Origin of the sequence: Lachnoanaerobaculum sp. OBRC5-5 (genome assembly GCF_000296385.1) — a bacterium.
Classification (GTDB): domain Bacteria; phylum Bacillota; class Clostridia; order Lachnospirales; family Lachnospiraceae; genus Lachnoanaerobaculum.
Window position 1 is genome coordinate 2,415,735 of the sequence record NZ_JH815185.1, and the last position, 22,460, is coordinate 2,438,194.

Consider the following 22,460-nt stretch of genomic DNA (forward strand, 5'->3'; position numbering starts at 1 on the left):
TGGTGGAAAAGATGCCGTAAAATGCTATAATATAAATAATATTCAGAGAGAAAAAAGGTGGTTAGGTATGAATAGAAAATTAGAGGAAATGAGCTTAAAAGAACTTTGGCAACTGTTTCCGATATTTTTAGTTAAATATAATAAAGCGTGGATACAATGGTATGAAGAAGAAAGAAAATCGATTTTATCAATAGTTCCGAATAAAAATATAAGAAGAATATCTCATATCGGCAGCACAGCCATATCAGGAATATGGGCAAAAAATATTGTGGATATATTGGTTGAAGTGAGAAATAAGGAAGACTTAAATATTGTAAAGAATATTCTTATAGATAATGGTTGGCTATGTATGAATATGTCTGAAACTCGTATTATTTTAAACAAAGGGTATACAGAACAAGGATTTGCAGAAAAAGTATTTCATCTTCATATTAGAATTGCAGGAGATAATGCTGAATTGTATTTCAGAGATTATTTGAAAGAGCATAGTGAAACAGCTAAAGAATATGAAATTTTAAAATTATCTCTTTGGAAAGAATTTGAACATGATAGAGATGGATATACAAATGCAAAAACAGATTTTATCAACAAATATACGAATTTAGCAAAAAGTGAATATGTAGGAAAATATTAAACAGCTTCCGTTTAGCCTAGCTTAAAAACTAAATATAAGCTATAACAGGGCAGTTGACAAAACAGTAAATCAAATCAATCGGTTTAATGTTTTTTGTTCAAATATAAAAAGGAAAAGTGGCTATAAAAGGTAATTTAGAAAACACTCCCCGGTAAATATTTTTTGGATTATAGCAGGCGGATTATTTAGGGGTAGACAAATATATTTTATTATAGTATAATTATACATATGTTTGAATAAACTTAAGATTTATATAGTTATTTAATAAATAGATTTGTACAAATCTTATAATTTCAAGTATGGATACAAATTGCATATAAAATGCATAAAGTATATAAAGCTGAAGTTGATACCGGAGGTATAGTTAAAACATTGCTTGGGTGTTTAGAGTTTTTAAGCTAAATGCTCTGAGGATTGTAATTTCAAGTATCAGATTCTGCTTAAAAAATGTAATTGAAATGGAGGAGGATTTAATGAAGAAAAGATTTATTGTTGTGGCATTGGCAATAGCCGGTGCAGTGGCCCTTTCAGGGTGTGGCGGCGCAAAGTCGGGAAGTGATTCGGCTGTTGACAGTAAGAGTGCGCAAAGTGACGGTACAAAAACAGGTAAGAAGATACTTACAATTCAGCTCGGACCTGATGTAGAGTCAATTGACCCTGCACTCAACTCTGCCGTAGACGGAGCAAACTACATATTGTTTGCCTTTGACAATCTTTTAAAGATGGACAAAGACGGAAAAGTTGTACCGGGACTTGCCGAGAAGTATGAAATAAGTGACGACCAGCTTACATGGACATTCCACTTAAGAGACGGCTTAAAGTGGTCCGACGGTTCAGCTCTTACAGCTGATGATTTTGTATACAGCTGGCAGAGATTGGTTGATCCGAGTGTTGCCGCACCATATGCACAGACAGTGCTGGGAATGGTGGAAGGTTATGATGACGCTGTCGGAAAACCTGACGCTGACGGTAATACCACAGTAGATCCTGATCCTACAAAGTTAAAAGTAGAGGCACCGGATGATAAGACTTTGATTGTACATATGGCAAAGCCTACACCATACTTTGATAAGCTTGCTGCATTTGCTTCACTTTCACCTGTAAAGAAGGAAGTGGTAGAGGCAAATCCTGACGGTTGGAGTATCGACCCTAAGACATATGTTTCAACAGGTCCTTTCAAGCTTACAGGATGGGAACCGGGAAGTTACCTTATGTTTGAGAAAAACGAGAACTATTGGGATGCGGATTCCATAAAGCTTGACGGTATCAAATGTCTTCTTATGCAGGACCAGAATGCGACATTCAGTGCATATGAATCAGGTGATGCTTTAATGATTAAGGATGTTCCTACACAGGAGATTACAACATTAAAGGATAGATCGGATTTCCATATAGATCCTATACTTGGAACATATTATCTTGACTTAAATACTACCTTAGATGAGTTCAAGGATCCTAAAGTAAGAGAGGCGCTTTCACTTGCTTTAGACAGAAAGTATATTTCAGAGACAATTACAGCAGGTACATATACTCCTGCAAGCGGCTTTGTAAGTGAAGGTGTAACAGACTGGAACGGCACAGCATGGCAGGATAATATAACAGATAAATCAGCTTATATAAATATTGATGATCATGCAGGTAATCTTGCAAAGGCTAAAGAGCTTTTAAAAGAAGCAGGATATGAGAACGGTGTCGGTTTACCTGAGATGGTTTACTCAACCAATGATGCAAGTTATCACAAGAAGATTGCCGAGTATTTACAGCAGGCATGGGGTGAGCTTGGTCTTAAGGTACAGGTGAATATCGTTGAGTGGAAGTCATTTACACCACAGAGAAGATCGGGTAACTATCAGATAGCAAGAGACGGTTGGGTAATGGATTATAATGACCCTTCAAATATCTTGGAGCTTGCATTAACAGGAAACGGAAATAACAATGCCAAGTACAGCAATCCTGAGTTCGATGCTCTTATGGGCAAGGCGGCTACAGAGAAAGATCCGCAGACAAGGTTCGGATACTTACATCAGGCTGAAGACTTCATAATGAAGGATACAGCTATGGTTCCGCTTCTTTATTACAATGATTTCTATCTTCAGAGTGATAAGATAACAGGCAGCTGGCATTCACCTGACGGCTTCTGGCACTTTGAATATGCCGATATAGCTGAGTAAGAATTGAATAAAAAAGTATACATTTTAGTATAAAAGGTGGGTTGTCGTTAATTTTAAACGACAACCCGGTTTTGGATTTCGGTATTGTCATTCATCTATAAATTCGGTCATATACTTTCTTTTTCTTAGAGGACAATTTTGTCTTTGTAGATTTACATTTCCCCTTTCCTCTATTGAAATGTTTTCAAAGAATACTTTCCACAGTTTTGAATAAGGATTTTTAATGTCATTTAATTTCGTAGCAGCTTCAAGTTCATTTTTTTCAACGATTTGCAGATAACATTCACTGTCCTTTGGGTGAATCAGAGCAATACTTCTTGAAGAATCTATAATGATCCAGTTAAGAGAAGGCATTCTATCTTTAAAATGATAGGAGAGCTCGGCAAGTATATTATGCTTCGGTTCTATAGTTGCCAAAAACATATCCTTATCCACTTCTTTAAATCTTGTCACCTCCTTATAGGAATGAATCTCTCGACTTACTGCTGTTTGAAACTTTAAAAGTTTCATAACAGCTTCCTCACCCGACATATAATTGATTTTTTTACCATATTTAAAAGCAAGCCTTAGATAATTATAAATATCATTTCCCGTATCTTTATAATATAAAAAAGCCATATAAACAGTCTCATATGCTTGTATGGAAATCTTGTGCTTAACACTTTCTATAACCTTTTTTGCTTTAGTAATATCTGTGCTTACATATACAATTTCCGAAAACAGACTTTGCTGTGTAAATAAATGCTTCTGCAGTATTATATTTTCATCCTTATGGCAAAGACTGTATTCCCAAGTTGTGTATATACATGATGCCAAAGCGTAGAAGTTATCATCGTATGTAAATATTTTCATTATTTTAACCCAAAATCATCAAATAGAGACAACTGTTTTTCGGTGCTGTATTGACGGTTCTCATTACCGTTTAATCCGATAAGTCTATTTGTTATATATTTTTCATCCAATAAGGTTTTGTACATCATTTTTCCGTTGCAGGTTAAAAAGTACTGTGCCCTTTTTAAGACTACACCCATCTTGGCAATGAAATTAAAGTCAAGCAGTGAGTATCTGCGAGAAGTTACAATTCTTCTTGCCGCCTTAGGGCCGATACCGGGTACCCTAAGTAAACTTGCCATATCGGCTGTCTGTACCTCGACAGGGAAAAACTCCAAATGCTTAACAGCCCAATTGCATTTAGGATCCATATAGGTGTTGAAGTCCGGATTATCTTTACTTAGAAGCTCCTGTGCATTAAAACCGTAAAATCTAATAAGCCAGTCAGCTTGATAAAGTCTGTGCTCTCTTAAAAGCGGCACAGGTGTGTCGGGATTTGGCAGTGATGAATCCTCATTAATAGGAATATATGCGGAATAAAATACCCTTTTTAAATCAAAGCTTTTATACAGATTTTGTGCAGTCATAAGTATAGTATAATCGCTGTCATCACCGGCACCGATAATCATTTGTGTACTCTGTCCTGACGGTACAAAGGGGCGAATATCAGCCTGTTTGGTGATGAGTGACGATTTTAAAATATTATCCCCTTCAATTTGGGCTACATCATTAAATATACTTCCGGGAAGATATTTATTTATATTGCTTCTTGGGAGCTTCGAACTCTTTCCGGTACTTAACCTATTCATCTCTATGGAATCCTTTATTTTTTTCATAGGATCTGATATAAGATTAAAGCTTTTATTGGGAGCATATTTTTTGAGGCTTGATTCGCTTGGAAACTCAATATTAACACTCATTCTGTCTGCAAGAGAGCCGGCCTGTAAAAGTAATTCATCAGAGGCACCCGGTATTGCCTTAACATGGACATAGCCGTTAAACATGTATTCGCTTCTTAACAGAATAAGAGTTTCGCAGATCCTTTCCATAGTAAAGTTCGGACTGTTAATTATACCGGAACTTAAAAACAACCCTTCAATATAATTCCTTTTGTAAAATTCCACAGTCAACTCGCAGATTTCTCTTGGAGTAAAGCATGCACGGCGTATGTCATTACTTTTTCTGTTGATACAGTATTTACAATCAAAAATACAATGGTTTGTCATAAGTATCTTAAGCAAGGAAATACATCTTCCGTCACCACTGAAAGTATGGCATATTCCTGAGGCTACGCTATTGCCAAGCATTCCTCCCTTTCCCTTTCTATCCACTCCGCTTGAGGTGCAGGCAACATCATATTTAGCGGCATCTGAGAGTATTTCAAGCTTTTTAAAAATATCATCATTAGAACATATGTTTATCATAAATAAATTATACACAAACATACGTTCGTGTGTCAACAGGGGTTTTTATGGATATTTAAGGCGGTATTTTCTTCTCAAATATTTATCCAAAAAAGAAGCTACTCGGATATGATATCCGGTAGCTTCCCTTCTTTATGATATGCTTTTCTTATTTTGTTCTTTCAAATTCTTCTGTGCTGTTGCAAGCATCAGCTTAATTCTGTTCAGCTGGTTAACTTCTGAAGCACCCGGATCATAGTCTACCGCTATGATATTTGCTTCAGGATGTGAACGGCGAAGCTCTTTTATAACACCTTTACCCACGACATGGTTTGGCAGACAACCGAAAGGCTGTGTACAAACAATATTTGGAGTACCGGTCTCTATAAGTTCAAGCATCTCTCCGGTAAGGAACCAACCCTCACCTGTCTGATTTCCGACAGATACATAATCCTTTGCCATATTTGCAAGATGATCGATTCTTGAAGGAGCGATGAAATGCTTACTCTTTTCAAGTGCCTTTCTTGCATCACTTCTTAGTGCCTCAAGTACCTTGATACCTACATTTGCCATAAATGCAGATTTCTTTGACATACCGAGGTTCTCAGCTTTAAAGTTACTGTTATAGAAACTGTAAAGTAAAAAGTCCAAAAGGTCAGGCATTACAGCCTCAGCACCCTCTTTTTCAAGCAAATCAACTATATGGTTGTTTGCAAGAGGAGAGAATTTAACAAGGATTTCTCCTACAATACCTACTCTAGGCTTTTTGATATTGAGTCTTGGAAGATTATCAAAATCCTTTACAATAGCTCTTATATTTCTTTTAAACTCACCGAAGTTCGGCTTTCTTACAGAAAGTGAATCAATAACACGATTTCTCCACTTTTTATGAAGTCTGTTGGCGGCGCCTTTTTCCTTTTCATAAGGCCTTGTAGCATACAAGACTCTCATAAATAGATCGCCGTATACAACAGCCTGCATTGCTTTTATTATCATTGCAGGAGTCATTTTGAAGCCCTCATTTGTCTCCATGCCGTTGGCATTTACTGAGATTACCGGGATCTGTTCCATATCCACTTTTTCAAGAGCTCTTCTGATAAAGCCGATATAATTGCTGGCTCTACATCCTCCACCGGTTTGGCTCATAAAAATGGCAGTCTTATTCGGATCGTATTTTCCTGAAAGAAGTGCCTCCATTATCTGTCCTACAACTATAAGTGAAGGATAGCAGGCATCATTGTTTACATACTTTAATCCGCAGTCTATAGCGGAACGTGAATCATTTTGGAGTACCTCTACATGGTAGCCGAAGGCATTGAGCGCCGGCTCCAAAAGGTCAAAATGTATAGGAGACATCTGTGGACAAAGAATTGTATATTCATCCTTCATCTCCTTTGTAAACACTTTTCTGTGATAAGCGGAAGAGTGTATTTTTCTCTCAAAGTTCTTTTTATCTCTTACACGAAGTGCAGCGATAAGCGAACGTATACGAATTCTTGCGGCACCGAGATTGTTCACCTCATCGATCTTAAGTACCGTATAGATCTTTCCTGAACCTGTAAGTATATCACTTACCTGATCTGTGGTAACGGCATCAAGTCCGCAACCAAAGGAGTTTAGCTGTACAAGGTCAAGGCAATCATCCTGCTTTACCAGACTTGCAGCAGCATAGAGTCTGGAATGATACATCCACTGATCGCTTACGATAACAGGTCTTTCTATCTTGGCAAGATGAGAAACCGCATCCTCTGTAAGTACGGCAATACCGAATGAAGTGATCATATCAGGAATACCATGATGTATTTCAGGGTCCACATGATATGGTCTTCCGGCAAGAACTATACCGTGGCGGTTGTTCTTATGAAGCCACTCTATAGTCTTTTCACCTTCTCTTTCGATATCTTTCTTTGACTGAATAAGCTCTGTCCATGCCGCATGTGCAGCGAACTTTACTTCTCTTTCATTTATGTCAAATTCCTGCTTCATTACCTTGATAAGCTGATTTGTAAGTACCTCTTCATTTGTAAATGCCATGAAAGGATTCAAGAATCTGGTATTTGTCTCTCGGATTTCTTCCACATTATTCTTGATATTCTCAGCATATGAAGTAACGATAGGGCAGTTGAAATGGTTTCCGGCATCCGGCTGCTCATTTCTTTCATAAGGTATACATGGATACCATATAGTACGAACACCATTCTTTATAAGCCATGAAATATGTCCATGTGTAATCTTTGCAGGATAACATTCAGACTCACTTGGGATTGATTCAATACCAAGCTCATATATCTTCTTTGTTGACATAGGAGAGAGCACTGTTCTGAATCCGAGGTTTCTAAAGAATACAGCCCAGAACGGGAAGTTCTCATACATATTTAAAACTCTCGGTATACCGATAGTACCTCTGAATGCCTTGTCGGCTGTAAGCGGATCATAGCCGAACATACGATTATATTTATATTCATAGAGGTTTGGAACATCCTTTTTAACTCTGTCCTTACCAAGACCTCTTTCACATCTGTTTCCTGATATGAAGTTTCTTCCACCTTCAAATTTGTTTACCGTCATTACACAGTTATTGTTACAGCCACGGCATCTGGTCATGGATGTGTCATACTGCAGTGCTATGATATCATCAAGAGAGAGCATGGTGGTCTGCTTTCCTTCATATCTTTCTCTGGCTATAAGTGCCGCACCGAATGCACCCATTATTCCGGCAATATCAGGTCTTGTAACAAAACCGCCTGAAATCTTTTCAAGTGCACGGAGTACTGCATCATTGTAGAATGTACCACCCTGTACAACTATATGTTTTCCAAGATCTGCCGCATTTGAGATTTTTATAACCTTAAATAAAGCATTTTTTATAACCGAATATGCAAGACCGGCTGAAATATCGGCTACGGTAGCACCTTCTTTTTGTGCCTGCTTAACATTTGAGTTCATGAAAACGGTACATCTGGTACCAAGGTCTACAGGATTCTTTGCAAACAATGCTTCCTTTGCAAAGTTTTGAACCGAGAAGTTCAACGAACCTGCAAAGGTCTCGATAAATGAACCGCAACCTGCTGAACAGGCCTCATTTAACTGTACGGAGTCTACTGTACCGTCCTTGATACGGATACATTTCATATCTTGACCTCCGATATCAAGTATACAGTCGACCTCAGGCTCAAAGAATGCAGCTGCATAGTAGTGTGCAATTGTTTCAACTTCACCTTCATCAAGCATGAAGGCGGCTTTTAGAAGTGCCTCACCATATCCTGTGGAACATGAATATACAATCTTTGCTTCAGGATTGATTTTTTCCTTTACCGACTTTATAGCCGAGATAGCTGTAGCCAGTGGGGAACCGTTGTTATTTGAATAGAAATTCCAAAGAAGGCTGCCGTCTTCACCTACCAAAGCAATCTTTGTGGTGGTGGAACCGGCATCTATTCCAAGGAATATATTGCCCTTGTAATCTTCAAGCTCGGCAGTTTTTACGCTATGGCCGAAATGCCTTCCGCTGAATTCCTCATAATCAGCCTCAGTCTCAAAGAGCGGATCAAGTCTGGCAATCTCATGCGCCATCTCAATACCTTCTTTAAGCTTGGCAATAAGATCTGAAATACCGATCATAGCATCCTTGCTCTCACAGTTAAGTGCCGCACCTATGGCTGCAAAAAGATGTGAATTGTCAGGATCTACAATATATTCATCTGTAAGATTCAGTGTTCTTATAAATGCCTGCTTAAGTTCTGAAAGGAAGTGCAGCGGTCCTCCAAGGAATGCCACATGACCTCTTATAGGCTTACCGCAGGCAAGACCTGAAATAGTCTGATTTACCACCGCCTGAAAAATGGAAGCGGAGAGGTCCTCTCTTGTAGCTCCCTCATTGATAAGCGGCTGTACATCCGTTTTTGCGAAAACTCCGCATCTTGCGGCTATAGGATAAATTGACTTATAACTCTTTGCATATTCATTAAGTCCTATAGCATCTGTTTGGAGGAGAGAAGCCATCTGATCGATAAAGCTTCCTGTACCTCCGGCACATATACCGTTCATTCTCTGGTCGATACCGCCTGTGAAGTAGATGATTTTTGCATCTTCTCCACCAAGCTCTATTGCAACATCGGTTTGAGGTGCAACAGCCTTCAGTGCGGTTGCAACTGCGACAACTTCCTGTACAAAGGTTGACTTTAGATGCTTTGAAAGGGTAAGACCGCCTGAGCCGGTGATCATCGGAATGATATTCACTTCCCCTATTTTTTCAAAGGCATCTGAGAGCTGTGCCGCCAAAGTCCCCTGTATATTTGCATAATGTCTGCGATAATCTGAAAATACTACTTCATGTTTGCTGTCAAGGATAGCAATTTTGACTGTAGTCGAACCTATGTCTATACCAAGTACATAGGTTTTCTCTGTGTTTTGCATATTATAACCTCTTTTATAAGCTTGTGATTATATAATATGGGGCTATGCCCCTGTGAAACCCGGTTGCAAGATTATACCTTACAATCCGTTAAAATCAGTAGCTTGAACATGCCTTTTATTTTGAAAAATAAAATTGCACACAAAACCACACATGTGAAAACATGATTTTATATCATAGCATATTGCTAGGAATAAGGCAATGAATAAGAGGTTAAAAGTGTATTAAAGATTACAAAATAGCGTCTTTCATCTCTTTAACATAGGCTCCGATATAAGAAGGAGCTTTGGTTTTGTATTGTTTTAAGAGCTTTATGATGGCTGAACCTACGATTACTCCGTCTGCTATCTGACTCATTTCCTTAGCCTGTTCGGGAGTTGAAATACCGAAGCCTATAGCACATGGAATATCGGTGTTTTCTCTTACTATCTTTACTATGGAGTTTAAATCAGTGGTGATCTCACTTCTGGTTCCTGTTACACCAAGGCTTGATACGATGTATAAAAAGCCTTTGGCTTCTTTTGCAATCATTGCAATGCGGTCATCTGATGTAGGTGCAATAAGAGAGATGAGATCGATATTATATTTTTCAGAAATATCAAGGAATTCATTTCTCTCTTCAAAAGGAATATCGGGAAGTATAATGCCGTCAATACCTATCTCTTTGCATTTGGCAAAGAACTTTTCAGGACCGTAGGAAAATACTACATTGGCATAGGTCATAAATACAAGTGGAACAGTAACTTCCTTTCTGAGATCCGCAACCATATCAAATACCTTGTCGGTGGTAATACCGCCTTCAAGGGCACGAATATTTGCGCCCTGTATTACCACACCTTCAGCAGTTGGATCTGAGAAGGGTATACCTATTTCCACCAAATCGGCTCCGTTTTTTACCATTTCAAGTATTGCAGCTTTTGTAGTTGCAACATCAGGGTCACCACAGGTGATAAAAGGTATAAACGCTTTTTTATTTTTTAATGCTTCATATATCTTATTCATGTAAGTCTTCTCCTTTATATCTTGCAATTGCCGCACAATCCTTATCACCTCTTCCGGAGATTGTGATTACAATAATTTGGTCCTTATTCATATTAGGTGCTATTTTCATGGCATGAGCAACAGCATGAGCGGACTCTATGGCAGGTATGATACCTTCCATTTTAGAGAGGTATTCAAATGCTTCTACTGATTCATCATCCGTTATAGGTACATAGCTTGCTCTTTTTATATCATGAAGATATGAATGCTCAGGTCCTACACCCGGATAGTCAAGTCCTGCAGAGATGGAATATACAGGTGCTATCTGACCGTATTCATCCTGACAAAAGTAGGATTTCATACCGTGGAAAATACCGAGCTTTCCTGTATTTATAGTAGCGGCTGTTTCAAATGTATGAATTCCCTTTCCTGCCGCTTCACAACCGATAAGTGCTACATCTTTGTCTTCAATAAAATTGTAAAAACTGCCTATGGCATTTGAGCCGCCACCTACACAGGCAAGTACGGCATCCGGCAATTTGCCTTCTTTTTCAAGTATTTGTTCCTTAATTTCTTTTGAAATTACGGCCTGGAAATCTCTGACTATAGTAGGGAAAGGATGAGGTCCCATTACGGAGCCTAGGCAGTAATGAGTATCATCTATTCTGCTTGTCCATTCTCTCATAGCCTCTGAAACGGCATCTTTTAGAGTTTTTGTTCCGCTTGTTACAGGGATAACTGTAGCACCAAGCAGCCTCATCTTATATACATTAAGTGCCTGGCGAATTGTGTCTTCTTCACCCATAAATACTACACATTCCATACCCATCAATGCCGCCGCGGTTGCTGTTGCAACACCGTGCTGTCCTGCGCCTGTTTCTGCAATAAGTCTGGTCTTTCCCATCTTTTTTGCAAGCAGTGCCTGTCCGAGAACATTATTTATCTTATGTGCACCTGTATGTGTAAGGTCCTCACGCTTTAAATAAATCTTTGCACCGCCAAGGTCCTCAGTCATTTTCTTTGCAAAATAAAGTTTTGAAGGTCTGCCTGCATAATCATTTAGAAGATAATTGAGTTCTTTGTTAAACTCAGGATCATTTTTATAATGATTATATGCTTTTTCCAATTCTATTACTGCATTCATAAGAGTTTCAGGGATATACTGTCCTCCGTGAACTCCAAATCTTCCTTTAATATCTGTCATTGTCTACCTCTCTTACTAAATTTACAAATTTTATTATCTTAGCGGCATCTTTTTTGCCTTCGGTTTCTATTCCCGAGCTTACATCCACACCGAATGGATTTAGTTTAATTATTTTTTCTTTTACATTATCTATTGAGAGTCCGCCTGCTAAAAAATATTCTCTGTCAAAGTCGTCAAGTAAGGCTTCATCAAAGGTCTCCCCACAGCCTGCTCCCGCATCCAATAAGATAAAATCCGTGTTCTTATTTATTGATTTTATATCAGCCTTTGATTTTATCTGATAGGCATATATTATAGGTACATTTATCTTTTGCTTTAATGTATTTATATAGCTGTCATCTTCATTTCCATGAAGCTGAACAATATCAATGATTTTATTTTTGGCAAGATAGGCTATATTCTCAATATATTCATTTACAAATACACCCACAGCCTTTACTCTGTTATCAAGCCTGCTTTTAAGTATTTTTGCCGTATCAAATGATATATATCTTTTACTTTTTTCGGCAAATACAAAGCCTATATAATCAGGTAATACTTCATTTATTACCTTGATATCTTCTTCACTTTTTATGCCGCAAAGCTTAATTTTTGTCATATCTACCCTTTAACCAATCCAAAGTGAATTTCTTATTTTCCGCACGCATAAGGACTTCACCTACCAAAGCGGCATCGGCTCCCATATCAATGATATTTTTTATATCTTCAGGGCTGTTTACACCGCTTTCTGAAACAAATAAGATATCCTTAGGCACAAGGTCTCGAAGTCTTTTACTGTTATTCGTGTTTACGGAAAAGTCCTTTAGATTTCTGTTATTTACTCCGATCATACGGGAATTTATCTTTAAGGCTTTTTCGATTTCAGACTCGTCATGACATTCCACAAGGGTGGAAAGTCCCAGATCATCACTTATATCTTTGAAATACTTCAACTCTTCAACCGATAATATGGAGCAAATCAAAAGGATACAGGATGCACCCATTGCTTTTGCTTCATATATCATATATTCATCTACGGTAAAATCTTTTCTAAGCAGTGGGAGAGTAACTGTATTTGATATTTCCTTTAAATACTTATCACTTCCAAGAAACCACTTAGGTTCTGTAAGCACCGATATACAGTCTGCACCTGCCTCCTCATATTCCTTTGCAATTGCCAGATACGGGAAGTCCTTTGCAATAATACCTTTAGATGGTGAAGCTTTCTTACATTCACATATAAAAGATAATCCCGGTTTTTTTAAGGCATTTTCAAAACTGAATTTTGGTGCTTGAATATTTTCGGCTTCAGATCTTATCAAAGACAGCGGAATATTTTTCTTTTGCTCTTCAATTCGCCATTTTGTATATGTGGCTATTGTATCTAAAATAGTTATTTCTTTACTCATTGCTTACTCTTATAAAATCCTCCAAAACCTTAAGAGCTTTTTTGCTTTCGATAAGATTTCTTGCAAGATCTATTCCTTCCTGTATACTGCCTGCCTTATCACCTATATAAAGAGCCGCTCCGGCATTTAAAAGTACCGCATCTGTTTTAGGGCCTTTTTCACCGTTTAATATGGCAAGAGTAATGGCTGCATTTTCCTTAGGATCACCACCTGCCAAATCTTGTTTTTCACAGCGTGTAAGACCGAAATCTTCAGGCTTTATCTCATAGGTGGTGAGTGATCCGTTATTTATCTCGCAAACCTTGGTAGGAGCGGAGAGTGATATTTCATCAAGCTTATCCATACCGTATACTACCATACCTCTTGTAACTCCAAGATCCACAAGCACTTTTGCAAGAGGTTCTATAAGGTATTCATCATATACTCCAAGGAGCTGGCGCTTCGGTTTTGCCGGATTTGTAAGAGGTCCCAGTATATTAAAAACCGTTCTAAACCCAAGCTCTTTTCTTATAGCTCCTACATATTTCATAGAACTGTGATATTTTTGAGCAAAGAAAAAGCACATGCCGACCTTTTCCAAAAGCTCTTTACATTTATCGGGATCTTCTTCAATATTTACGCCCAATGCCTCAAGGCAGTCTGCAGTACCGCATTTTGAAGAAGCCGCTCTGTTTCCGTGTTTACTTACTTTCATACCGCCGGCAGCAGCTACCAAAGCTGAGGTGGTGGAGATATTAAAGCTACATGCATTGTCACCGCCGGTACCCACTATTTCAAAAAGGTCAAAATCCGTATCAACAGCTGTGGCATGCTCTCTCATAGCCATAGCACAACCTGCGATTTCCTGTGTGGTCTCAGCTTTTGCACTCTTTGTAGAAAGAGCTGCAAGAAATGCGGCATTTTGTGTAGGCGAAGTCTCACCGTTCATAATTTCATTCATCACAGCATAAGCTTCATCAAAAGTTAAATCTTCTTTATTTACAATTTTTACAATAGCTTCCTTAATCATAGTATCCTTTCAGTTCATTATCTTATAGGTTTTAAAGTTTGTAATCCCAATCGCAGTTCTTTCTTAAAGCTTCGTAGGATTTTACGCAACCTGCGGAACTCGTTTGTTCGCTTGAAGAACAGCGAACTACACTCAAACAAGTCCTCGGTTGCTTAATCCTATCTCGCTTTTGCGAAAGAACTAATCGCTACAGGGATTACAAAATAAAACCTATAATGTATGGCTAAAATTTCAATTCTGTATAAAATTCCTCAACATTTCCTTCCCGTATTCTGTCATTATGGATTCCGGATGAAACTGCACTCCATAGATTGGGTAATGACTATGTTCTACTGCCATTACTTCGCCGTCATCTGTTCTTGCTACCACTTTTAATTCTTCAGGAATTGTATCCTCGCTTGCGGCAAGTGAGTGATATCTTGCAACTTTACTTTCCGGGGGTAAATTTAAAAATATAGTACCGGAGGTATCAAAATATGTAAGAGAGTCTTTTCCATGCATCAGCTCCTTGGCATAGGTTACCGTTGCTCCGAATGCCATACAGATTGCCTGATGTCCAAGACAAACTCCAAGAATCGGAATACTTTGTCCAAGCTCCTTTATTACATCTATAATTATACCTGCATCCTCAGGTCTTCCGGGACCCGGTGAGATAATAATCTTTTTTGGAGCAAGAGCTTTTATTTCTTCCACAGTCATTTCATCATTTCTTATTACTTTTATATCAGGATTAATTTCACCTACCATTTGAAACAGGTTGTAGGAAAAACTGTCATAATTATCAATCAATAAAATCATTTGTTTATCTCCTGTGCCTTTTTTAGCGCATCGACTACAGCGCCTGCCTTATTTATGCTTTCCATATATTCCTTATCAGGCTCCGAGTCGGCTACAATACCGGCACCGCTTCTGATAAATACTTTTCCGTTTTTCTTATAGGCAAGTCTGATGGCAATGCAGGTGTCCATATTTCCGGTAAAATCAATATATCCTATAGCTCCTCCGTAAACTCCTCTTTTGTTGTTTTCAAGTTCGCCGATAAGCTGACAGGCACGAATCTTAGGTGCTCCTGAGAGGGTACCTGCAGGAAGAACTGCTTCAAGTGCATCAAGTGCATCGTTTTCAGGTCTTATTTCACCCCTTACAGTAGAGCCTATATGCATTACATGCGAATATCTTTCTATAGAGTGGAATTTTTCCACCTTTACACTTCCGAATTTGCTTATCTTACCAAGGTCATTTCTTCCAAGGTCTACAAGCATGTTGTGTTCAGCCAGTTCCTTTTTATCAGCAAGTAATTCTTCTTCCAAAAGCAGATCCTCAGTCTCTGTTTTTCCTCTCGGTCTTGTACCCGCAAGTGGGAAGGTATGAAGTATTCCGTCTTCAAGCTTTACCAAAGTTTCAGGTGAAGCTCCCGCAATCTCAACATCGGTACCTGAAAAATAAAACATATATGGTGAAGGGTTTACCGTTCTAAGCACTCTGTAGGTATCAAAAAGACTTCCGCTAAAGTCTGCCTGCAAGCGGTTTGAAAGTACTATCTGGAATATATCGCCCTCCTTGATATGATGCTTTGCCTTTGCAATCATCTCTGAAAATTCGTTTTGTGAAAACAAAGGTTTTACTTCAGAGAGCAGTTTTCCTGTTTCATAGGATTTCTCACCCGAAAATAAAAGATTTTTTATTTTCTCAAGTCTTTTAACAGAGTTCTCATAGGCGATATGAGTATCTTCATTAAGTGAAATATTTGTAATAAGGATAATTTTTTGCTTTACATGGTCAAATACAATCACATCTTTAAAAAGCATTACATCAATATCTTTAAAGCCCTCGGAATCTTCTACATTTCTTTTGATACTCGGTTCCTTGTAGTTTATATAGTCAAATGAAAAATATCCGACCAAACCGCCTGTAAAAGGAGGTAGAGAGGTAAGTCTCGGGCTTTTGTATTTTTTCAACAAATCTCTAAGATATCCGGTAGGATCGCTACACTCAAATTCTTCATCGTCCACATTTATTTTGCCGTCATTACAGCTGATTGAAAGAGTGGGATCAAATCCGAGAAATGTATATCTTCCCCAACTCTCGTTAGCCTTTGCAGATTCCAACATATAGGCATGTGTAGATGCTTTCTTTAGAATCCTTATCGCTTCAATAGGTGTGATAAAGTCGGATAATATTTCCATACTGACCGGTGCGAGAGTGTATTCTTTGTTTTCTTTTATTTTTTCTATTTCATTTAATGTAGGGTAATACATACTATAATGTCCTTCCTTCAAGTACAACTCTTTTTTTGATTTCATCCATAAGGGCAGCGAACTGATCAAGGTCAAGTGATTGTGCACCGTCACATAATGCTTTAGCCGGATCATTGTGTACCTCAACCATAATGCCGTCAGCACCTACAGCAAGTGCGGCCTTTGCAAGCGGCGGTACAAGCGATCTGATGCCCACCGCATGGCTTGGATCCACCAGTACCGGAAGATGAGTTTTCTCTTTTAAAAGTGCGACCGCTCCAAGATCCAAAGTATTTCTGGTGGCAGTCTCAAAGGTTCTGATACCTCGCTCACAAAGTATGACATTTTCATTGCCTGATGCCATGATATATTCGGCACTCATAAGGAATTCCTCAATAGTGTTGCAAAGTCCACGCTTTAAAAGTATAGGCTTGTTCAACTTTCCGACTTCCTTAAGTAAATCAAAGTTTTGCATGTTTCTTGCACCGATTTGAATGATGTCAACATTCTCAAACAGCGGTAATTGTGTTTGATTCATAACCTCAGAGATAATCGGAATATTGACTGCGGCCTTGGCACTTTCCAAAAAGTCAATCCCTTCCTTACCGAGTCCTTGGAAAGCGTAAGGAGAAGTTCTCGGTTTAAATGCTCCTCCACGAAGTATTACAGCTCCGCTGTCTTTAATACTTCTTGCAACCATTGTAATCTGATCTCTTGTTTCCACACTGCAAGGTCCTGCAATAACGGTAAATGTACCGGTACCTATACTGATGTCGTTTACCTTTATGACAGTATCATCAGGATGAACTGTTCTGCCTGCAGCCTTATATGTTTCTGTAACTCTTTTTCCGTAGTCAACTATCGGATGAGTTGCTACTATAGTGTCCATATCTATTTTTGAAGTGTTGCCGATTAAGCAAACTGCCGTATGTTCCGTTCCCGGTGCATATATTGTATCAAATCCGATATCTTCAAATTCTTTTCTAAAGTTTTGTATCGCCTCTTCACTGATGCCTGCTTTTAATATAAAAACCATAAGTCCTCCTGAGTAAACAAAAAAGTCCCTGACAAATAAAAACCTAAAAAGGCTGATATTTGTCAAGGACGAAATTTCAACAATAAAAAATCGCGGTGCCACCTTGATTCACAGTATGACCTGTGCACTTTAAGATACCTACATATCCCTTGCAACTGACGTATGCGTACGTTGTAGTATACTTTGCCGAAGCATTTGACTACACCCTCCATGGTCCATTTGCTAGACTGTTTCTTATCCGGCTCTCACCTTCCCGGACTCTCTGTGAAGTCATGACTAACTTTATCTCCATATCAACGGTTTGATTATTTTTTTGAATTCTAATATAAAATTTTTATTATGTCAACAAAAATATTTTTAGGTGTATACTAAAAAACTCAAATCATTTACATACAAGCAGTATAAATGTTATAATAGGCGCGTATTCTTTGGCAAAAGGCTTTAATACACAAAGTCCATCAAAAAATAGATGTAAGAAAGGAGTGCGATGGGTTTTTTAGAAAAATTGGAAAGAAAATTCGGCAGATATGCAATCAGAAATTTGATGATGTATCTGACTGTATTATATAGTATAGGTTTTGCTATATCCTTGATAAATATTGAAATATATTATAATTATTTATCGTTGGATATACCTAAAATACTTTCGGGTCAGGTGTGGAGACTTATTACATGGACTATGTATGCACCGGATCAAAGTATATTTTTCGGGGCTATAATGCTGTATTTGTATTATAATCTCGGAAGCAATCTTGAAAGGGTTTGGGGAAGTTTCAGATTTAATCTCTATATGTTTATGGGATATTTCTTCCTTATCGTTGGAGCATTTGTGCTGTATGCAATATACGGAGATTTTGTAAGTTATTATCCTCTAACACCCGACAGCCTGAATATGTCAATATTTTTGGCTTTTGCAGCAACTTATCCTGAGATGAGCTTTTATGTATACTTTGTATTACCGATAAAGGCAAAATATTTGGCATTTGTATATTTACTTATTGAAGCATATAGTTTTATAATGGGTGGCGTCATTACAAAGGTATCAATAGGGCTTAGCTTGTTTAACTTTATAATATTCTATTTACTTACAAGAAACTGGTATAGAATATCACCGAAGAATATAGCCGGAAGGGCGAAATTTAAAAAGGCGGCCAAGATAAGACCGGCAGGTGAGTCGATACATAAATGTGCGGTTTGCGGAAGAACCGAAAAAGATGACGATACACTGGAGTTTAGATTCTGTTCTAAATGTAAGGGGAATTTGGAGTATTGCTCAGACCATTTATATACACATATTCATGTGGAATAGAGCTTACATCCGTATTTTGAAGTATTATTGGTTTGCCGCTCATTTTTAAATATATCTTGATACATTTAAAAATGAGCGGTAGTATTTACGCTTATAAAAATAAAGAGGAAAAGAAATGAAGAGAACAAAGATTATCTGTACCATGGGTCCAAACACAAATGATAAAAAACTTATGAAAGATATGGCGATTGCAGGAATGGATGTTGCCAGATTCAATTTTTCACATGGTGATTATGAGGAGCATCTTGGCAGACTGAATATACTGAGAGAAGTTAGAGAAGAGACAGGAAAGCATGTGGCTGCACTGCTTGATACAAAGGGTCCTGAAATAAGAACAGGTTTACTTGAAGGCGGTCAGAAGGTAACTTTAGTAGCCGGAAATGAATATACACTTACAATAAACGAATGTGTGGGAAATGATAAGAAAGGCTTTATCAATTACAGCGGTCTTAATGATGATGTAAAGGCGGGAGACAGGATACTTATAGATGACGGTCTTATCGAGCTTGAGGTAATATCTGTTGAAGGAGCCGATATACATACTAAAATTCTAAATGGCGGTGAGCTTGGAGAGAAAAAGGGTGTAAATGTACCGGGAGTTTCTATAAAGCTGCCAGCACTTACGCAGAAGGATATCGAAGATGTAAAATTTGCCTGTGACAACGGTTTTGACTTTATTGCGGCTTCTTTTATAAGAAACGGAGATGCGGTTCGTCAGATTAGAGAAATATTAAAGGAGAAGGGTTCAACTATCCAGATTATTTCAAAGATTGAAAACCAGGAAGGTATCGACAATATGGACGATATCATCGAAGCAAGTGACGGTATCATGGTTGCAAGAGGTGATATGGGTGTTGAGATTGATGCTGCAAAATTACCTTTTATACAGAAAAAGATTATTGAAAAATGTTCTGTAGCGGGAAAGCCTGTAATTACAGCTACACAGATGCTTGATTCAATGATAAGAAACCCAAGACCTACAAGAGCTGAGGTTTCAGACGTTGCAAATGCCATATATGACGGTACGGATGCAATAATGCTTTCAGGTGAGTCCGCAATGGGTAAGTACCCTCTTGAAGCGCTCAAAATGATGGTAAAGATAGCAAAAGAGACGGAAACACATCTTGACCATGCACTTTACAGAGGCAGAAAAGTAAATAAGATGGATAAGAAGAATATTTCAAACCAGGTTGGCTATGCAGCAGTATATACAGCAGACCAATTGGATGCAAAAGCAATAATAGCACCTTCAATTACAGGATTCACCACAAGAATGCTTTCAAAGTGGAGATCAAGTATACCTGTTTACGGAATGAGTCCAAGTATTTCAACAGTTCGTCAGATGCAGCTTTTCTACGGCGTAGTTCCTGTATGGGCAAAGAGAGCGGATACTACAGATGAGCTTATATCATCTTCGGTTGAGATATTAAAATCAGGAAAGTACATTAAGGAAAATGACCTTGTAGTAATTACAGCAGGCATCATACCTGATAAAATTGAGAGAGGACCTGCAAAATATACAAATACAATGCAGGTCGAGATAGTAAAATAATTAATAAATTAGCATACTTTTTATACAAAAATAAGTAGAATTATGGTAAAATACAGATAAATGAATGACCGTAAAGGTCCTATAAATAAAGTCACAAGGATGTATACATTCGGGTGACTTTATTGGGATTATAAAGGAGAGAAAACATGAAAAACCCAATAGTAACATTAACAATGACAGACGGCTCAGTAATCAAAATCGAACTTTACCCTGAGGTAGCTCCAAACACTGTAAGAAACTTTATCAGCCTGATTAATGAGAAGTTCTATGACGGACTTACATTCCACAGAGTAATTTCAGGATTTATGATACAGGGCGGATGCCCACAGGGAAACGGAATGGGCGGTCCTGACTATCAAATCAAGGGAGAGTTCAATCAGAACGGATTCCAGAATGATTTGGCACACAGCAGAGGAGTTATTTCAATGGCAAGAGCTATGAGCCCGAACTCGGCAGGTTCACAGTTCTTTATAATGCATCAGGATGCACCTCATTTAGACGGAGCATATGCCGCATTCGGAATGGTAATCGAGGGAATGGATGTAGTTGACAGAATTGCAGCTGCAGATACAGATTACAATGACAGACCGAATACAGAGCAGAAGATTGCAACTATGACAGTGGATACATTCGGCGAGACTTATGAAGCTCCTGAAAAGTGTTAATGTTTCAGGACAGCATTGTGATATATTGATATCTGATGAAAATGTGGCTTTGTGGGAGGCATTTAACTCTCACAAGGCCACAATTGCTGTACTCGGTAAAGAAGATATAGATATATCGGTTTCAAAATATGCGGTGGAAAGTCTTGAAGACATTGATGAGGAATATATAAAGAAGGTTGCCTGCAGAACTCTGGGTATGCCTTTTAATATAGGCAAGGTGGAAGGTATGAATATTCGTGAGATGAGACCCTACGACTTTGAAATTTTATCTCAATTTGGAGAATTTCCTTTTAAAACAAAAAATGACTTACAGGAATATATTTCCTTTCACTACGATTTCTACGGCTACGGATTATATGTATTTGAAAATGATAACGGGTTCATGGGTCTGGCAGGATTTTACAATAAAGACGGAAAATGTTATATTTCATATATGACTGAAGAAAGATACCGAAGGTGCGGATATACATTTAAAGTATGCAGGTATTTACTGGATTACTTAAGAGAGTCTGTAAAAATAATTGATGTATATGCACAAATAGACAAATCAAATATAGTATCGATTAGTTTTGCTAAAAAACTTGGTGTGATAATAAATGAAATTTTAATAGAGTGATGTTTAATTGCATACGCAGGTTAGAAAAACCTAACTGTTGTTTTTATACAAATTTTAATGTATAATTTTAGGAACAATATTTTTAGGGGCAGTAAAATACAGAGGTTTATTGAATGAAAGTGAAGGCATTTGCAAAAATTAATTTATGCTTGGATGTACTGAGAAGAAAAGAAAACGGTTACCATGAAGTAGAAATGGTTATGACAAATGTTGATATATTTGACGTACTTGAAATTAAAGAACTTGAAGAAAAAAAGATATTACTTAAATCATACAATACGGATTTTGCAATGGATGAGACCAATCTTATATACAAGGCCATAGCGCTTTTGCAAAAGGAAACCGGAAAGACATTCGGAGTGGAGGTTTTGCTGGAAAAGAATATCCCGATGGAAGCAGGTATGGCAGGGGGAAGCGCAGATGCGGCTGCTACATTAAAAGCGGTAAATGAGCTTTTTACACTCGGTGTAAGTGATGAGAGACTTTTGGAGCTTGGAGCAAGCCTAGGTGCGGATATACCTTTTTGTATAATGGGAGGAACGGTACTGGCAAGCGGAATCGGAGAAAAGCTTAGGCGATTAAGCCCCTTACCGAAAATGAAACTTTTAATAGTAAAACCGAAAGCGGGTCTTTCTACAAAAAAGGTATATGAGAGCCTTGATATAGACGGCCTTAATAAGGCAGGATTTATACATAAAGATGTAGGTGAAATGGTTTCGGTTATAGAGAGTGATGAAGCCGATAAGACAAAGATAGAAAAAATTGCCGGGAGACTCGACAATATTTTGGAGGTGCCTTCTATAAGACTTTTGCCTTTAATAGCGGATATCAAGCAAAAGATGCTTGATAACAATTGTCTTGGAGCTCTTATGAGCGGAAGCGGAACCGCAATATTCGGTATCTATGAAAATGATGAGGATATGATAAAGACCAAAGAAATATTGGAAAAAGACGACAGAATAAATTATATACAGATTACAAATACACTATAGAAAGATATATGGAGGATA

General features: G+C 38.0%; 18 protein-coding genes and 1 other annotated feature. Of the genes, 7 read left to right on the forward strand and 11 right to left on the reverse strand.

Features of this window, described 5'->3' with window-relative positions; all coding sequences use genetic code 11:
• Nucleotides 1–67 precede the first annotated feature (67 nt).
• Nucleotides 68–634: a GrpB family protein gene (locus HMPREF1135_RS11125; RefSeq protein ID WP_007595218.1), complete on the forward strand. Its 567-nt coding sequence runs from the start codon at nt 68–70 to the stop codon at nt 632–634.
• 473 nt (nt 635–1,107) lie between these two features.
• Complete coding sequence (locus HMPREF1135_RS11130; protein WP_007595220.1) at nt 1,108–2,805, forward strand: peptide ABC transporter substrate-binding protein; 1,698 nt, start codon at nt 1,108–1,110, stop codon at nt 2,803–2,805.
• Between the two features lie 87 nt (nt 2,806–2,892).
• Here the strand turns inward: HMPREF1135_RS11130 and HMPREF1135_RS11135 are convergent, their stop codons facing one another.
• From HMPREF1135_RS11135 to aroF, 11 genes are all read right to left on the reverse strand, one after another.
• Nucleotides 2,893–3,657, reverse strand: coding sequence for a TIGR03915 family putative DNA repair protein (locus tag HMPREF1135_RS11135; protein WP_007595223.1), 765 nt, complete (start codon nt 3,655–3,657; stop codon nt 2,893–2,895).
• A complete protein-coding gene (locus tag HMPREF1135_RS11140) occupies nt 3,657–5,081 on the reverse strand; it encodes a putative DNA modification/repair radical SAM protein (RefSeq protein ID WP_007595224.1) in 1,425 nt (474 codons plus the stop codon). The genes HMPREF1135_RS11135 and HMPREF1135_RS11140 overlap by 1 nt, the downstream gene beginning before the upstream one ends.
• A 111-nt stretch (nt 5,082–5,192) precedes the next feature.
• Nucleotides 5,193–9,455 (reverse strand): 2-hydroxyacyl-CoA dehydratase, encoded by a 4,263-nt coding sequence (locus HMPREF1135_RS11145; protein ID WP_007595225.1) that lies wholly within the window; start codon nt 9,453–9,455, stop codon nt 5,193–5,195.
• Nucleotides 9,456–9,684: 229 nt separating this feature from the next.
• The gene (trpA, locus tag HMPREF1135_RS11150) at nt 9,685–10,455 is read right to left on the reverse strand and encodes a tryptophan synthase subunit alpha (protein WP_007595226.1); all 771 of its coding nucleotides are present in this window, start codon (nt 10,453–10,455) and stop codon (nt 9,685–9,687) included.
• Nucleotides 10,448–11,638, reverse strand: coding sequence for a tryptophan synthase subunit beta (trpB, locus tag HMPREF1135_RS11155; RefSeq protein WP_007595227.1), 1,191 nt, complete (start codon nt 11,636–11,638; stop codon nt 10,448–10,450). Before trpB ends, trpA begins: the two co-directional genes overlap by 8 nt.
• Nucleotides 11,625–12,236 (reverse strand): phosphoribosylanthranilate isomerase, encoded by a 612-nt coding sequence (locus HMPREF1135_RS11160; RefSeq protein WP_007595228.1) that lies wholly within the window; start codon nt 12,234–12,236, stop codon nt 11,625–11,627. The genes trpB and HMPREF1135_RS11160 overlap by 14 nt, the downstream gene beginning before the upstream one ends.
• The gene (gene trpC, locus HMPREF1135_RS11165; RefSeq protein ID WP_007595229.1) at nt 12,223–13,026 is read right to left on the reverse strand and encodes an indole-3-glycerol phosphate synthase TrpC; all 804 of its coding nucleotides are present in this window, start codon (nt 13,024–13,026) and stop codon (nt 12,223–12,225) included. The genes HMPREF1135_RS11160 and trpC overlap by 14 nt, the downstream gene beginning before the upstream one ends.
• Complete coding sequence (gene trpD / locus HMPREF1135_RS11170) at nt 13,019–14,035, reverse strand: anthranilate phosphoribosyltransferase (RefSeq protein ID WP_007595231.1); 1,017 nt, start codon at nt 14,033–14,035, stop codon at nt 13,019–13,021. The genes trpC and trpD overlap by 8 nt, the downstream gene beginning before the upstream one ends.
• A 231-nt stretch (nt 14,036–14,266) precedes the next feature.
• Nucleotides 14,267–14,833: an anthranilate synthase component II gene (locus HMPREF1135_RS11175; protein WP_007595233.1), complete on the reverse strand. Its 567-nt coding sequence runs from the start codon at nt 14,831–14,833 to the stop codon at nt 14,267–14,269.
• Nucleotides 14,830–16,293: an anthranilate synthase component I gene (gene trpE / locus HMPREF1135_RS11180; RefSeq protein ID WP_007595235.1), complete on the reverse strand. Its 1,464-nt coding sequence runs from the start codon at nt 16,291–16,293 to the stop codon at nt 14,830–14,832. The genes HMPREF1135_RS11175 and trpE overlap by 4 nt, the downstream gene beginning before the upstream one ends.
• 1 nt (nt 16,294) lies before the next feature.
• A complete protein-coding gene (gene aroF / locus HMPREF1135_RS11185) occupies nt 16,295–17,308 on the reverse strand; it encodes a 3-deoxy-7-phosphoheptulonate synthase (protein ID WP_007595238.1) in 1,014 nt (337 codons plus the stop codon).
• Between the two features lie 61 nt (nt 17,309–17,369).
• Nucleotides 17,370–17,614, reverse strand: a binding site (T-box leader).
• A gap of 181 nt (nt 17,615–17,795) precedes the next feature.
• Between aroF and HMPREF1135_RS11190 the strand changes: the two genes are divergently transcribed.
• From HMPREF1135_RS11190 to ispE, 5 genes are all read left to right on the forward strand, one after another.
• The gene (locus HMPREF1135_RS11190; protein WP_007595239.1) at nt 17,796–18,617 is read left to right on the forward strand and encodes a hypothetical protein; all 822 of its coding nucleotides are present in this window, start codon (nt 17,796–17,798) and stop codon (nt 18,615–18,617) included.
• A 115-nt stretch (nt 18,618–18,732) separates the two neighbouring features.
• Nucleotides 18,733–20,169 carry a pyruvate kinase gene (gene pyk, locus HMPREF1135_RS11195; RefSeq protein WP_007595242.1) on the forward strand — a complete coding sequence of 479 codons (1,437 nt, stop codon included), beginning with the start codon at nt 18,733–18,735 and terminating at the stop codon, nt 20,167–20,169.
• A 146-nt stretch (nt 20,170–20,315) separates the two neighbouring features.
• On the forward strand, nt 20,316–20,834 hold the full coding sequence (locus tag HMPREF1135_RS11200) for a peptidylprolyl isomerase (protein ID WP_007595243.1): 519 nt from the start codon (nt 20,316–20,318) through the stop codon (nt 20,832–20,834).
• Complete coding sequence (locus HMPREF1135_RS11205; protein ID WP_007595245.1) at nt 20,812–21,450, forward strand: GNAT family N-acetyltransferase; 639 nt, start codon at nt 20,812–20,814, stop codon at nt 21,448–21,450. The genes HMPREF1135_RS11200 and HMPREF1135_RS11205 overlap by 23 nt, the downstream gene beginning before the upstream one ends.
• 113 nt (nt 21,451–21,563) lie before the next feature.
• Complete coding sequence (ispE, locus tag HMPREF1135_RS11210) at nt 21,564–22,442, forward strand: 4-(cytidine 5'-diphospho)-2-C-methyl-D-erythritol kinase (RefSeq protein ID WP_007595246.1); 879 nt, start codon at nt 21,564–21,566, stop codon at nt 22,440–22,442.
• Nucleotides 22,443–22,460 lie beyond the last annotated feature (18 nt).

What these genes read in the sequence shown, in the direction of transcription:
- HMPREF1135_RS11135 (WP_007595223.1), bottom strand. Translation starts at nt 3,657, where the DNA reads ATGAAAATATTTACATACGATGATAACTTCTACGCTTTGGCATCATGT.
- HMPREF1135_RS11160 (WP_007595228.1), bottom strand. Translation starts at nt 12,236, where the DNA reads ATGACAAAAATTAAGCTTTGCGGCATAAAAAGTGAAGAAGATATCAAG.
- trpA (WP_007595226.1), bottom strand. Translation starts at nt 10,455, where the DNA reads ATGAATAAGATATATGAAGCATTAAAAAATAAAAAAGCGTTTATACCT.
- aroF (WP_007595238.1), bottom strand. Translation starts at nt 17,308, where the DNA reads ATGGTTTTTATATTAAAAGCAGGCATCAGTGAAGAGGCGATACAAAAC.
- HMPREF1135_RS11145 (WP_007595225.1), bottom strand. Translation starts at nt 9,455, where the DNA reads ATGCAAAACACAGAGAAAACCTATGTACTTGGTATAGACATAGGTTCG.
- HMPREF1135_RS11190 (WP_007595239.1), top strand. Translation starts at nt 17,796, where the DNA reads ATGGGTTTTTTAGAAAAATTGGAAAGAAAATTCGGCAGATATGCAATC.
- HMPREF1135_RS11125 (WP_007595218.1), top strand. Translation starts at nt 68, where the DNA reads ATGAATAGAAAATTAGAGGAAATGAGCTTAAAAGAACTTTGGCAACTG.
- ispE (WP_007595246.1), top strand. Translation starts at nt 21,564, where the DNA reads ATGAAAGTGAAGGCATTTGCAAAAATTAATTTATGCTTGGATGTACTG.
- trpB (WP_007595227.1), bottom strand. Translation starts at nt 11,638, where the DNA reads ATGACAGATATTAAAGGAAGATTTGGAGTTCACGGAGGACAGTATATC.
- trpD (WP_007595231.1), bottom strand. Translation starts at nt 14,035, where the DNA reads ATGATTAAGGAAGCTATTGTAAAAATTGTAAATAAAGAAGATTTAACT.
- HMPREF1135_RS11130 (WP_007595220.1), top strand. Translation starts at nt 1,108, where the DNA reads ATGAAGAAAAGATTTATTGTTGTGGCATTGGCAATAGCCGGTGCAGTG.
- HMPREF1135_RS11200 (WP_007595243.1), top strand. Translation starts at nt 20,316, where the DNA reads ATGAAAAACCCAATAGTAACATTAACAATGACAGACGGCTCAGTAATC.
- trpC (WP_007595229.1), bottom strand. Translation starts at nt 13,026, where the DNA reads ATGAGTAAAGAAATAACTATTTTAGATACAATAGCCACATATACAAAA.
- HMPREF1135_RS11205 (WP_007595245.1), top strand. Translation starts at nt 20,812, where the DNA reads ATGAAGCTCCTGAAAAGTGTTAATGTTTCAGGACAGCATTGTGATATA.
- HMPREF1135_RS11140 (WP_007595224.1), bottom strand. Translation starts at nt 5,081, where the DNA reads ATGTTTGTGTATAATTTATTTATGATAAACATATGTTCTAATGATGAT.
- trpE (WP_007595235.1), bottom strand. Translation starts at nt 16,293, where the DNA reads ATGTATTACCCTACATTAAATGAAATAGAAAAAATAAAAGAAAACAAA.
- pyk (WP_007595242.1), top strand. Translation starts at nt 18,733, where the DNA reads ATGAAGAGAACAAAGATTATCTGTACCATGGGTCCAAACACAAATGAT.
- HMPREF1135_RS11175 (WP_007595233.1), bottom strand. Translation starts at nt 14,833, where the DNA reads ATGATTTTATTGATTGATAATTATGACAGTTTTTCCTACAACCTGTTT.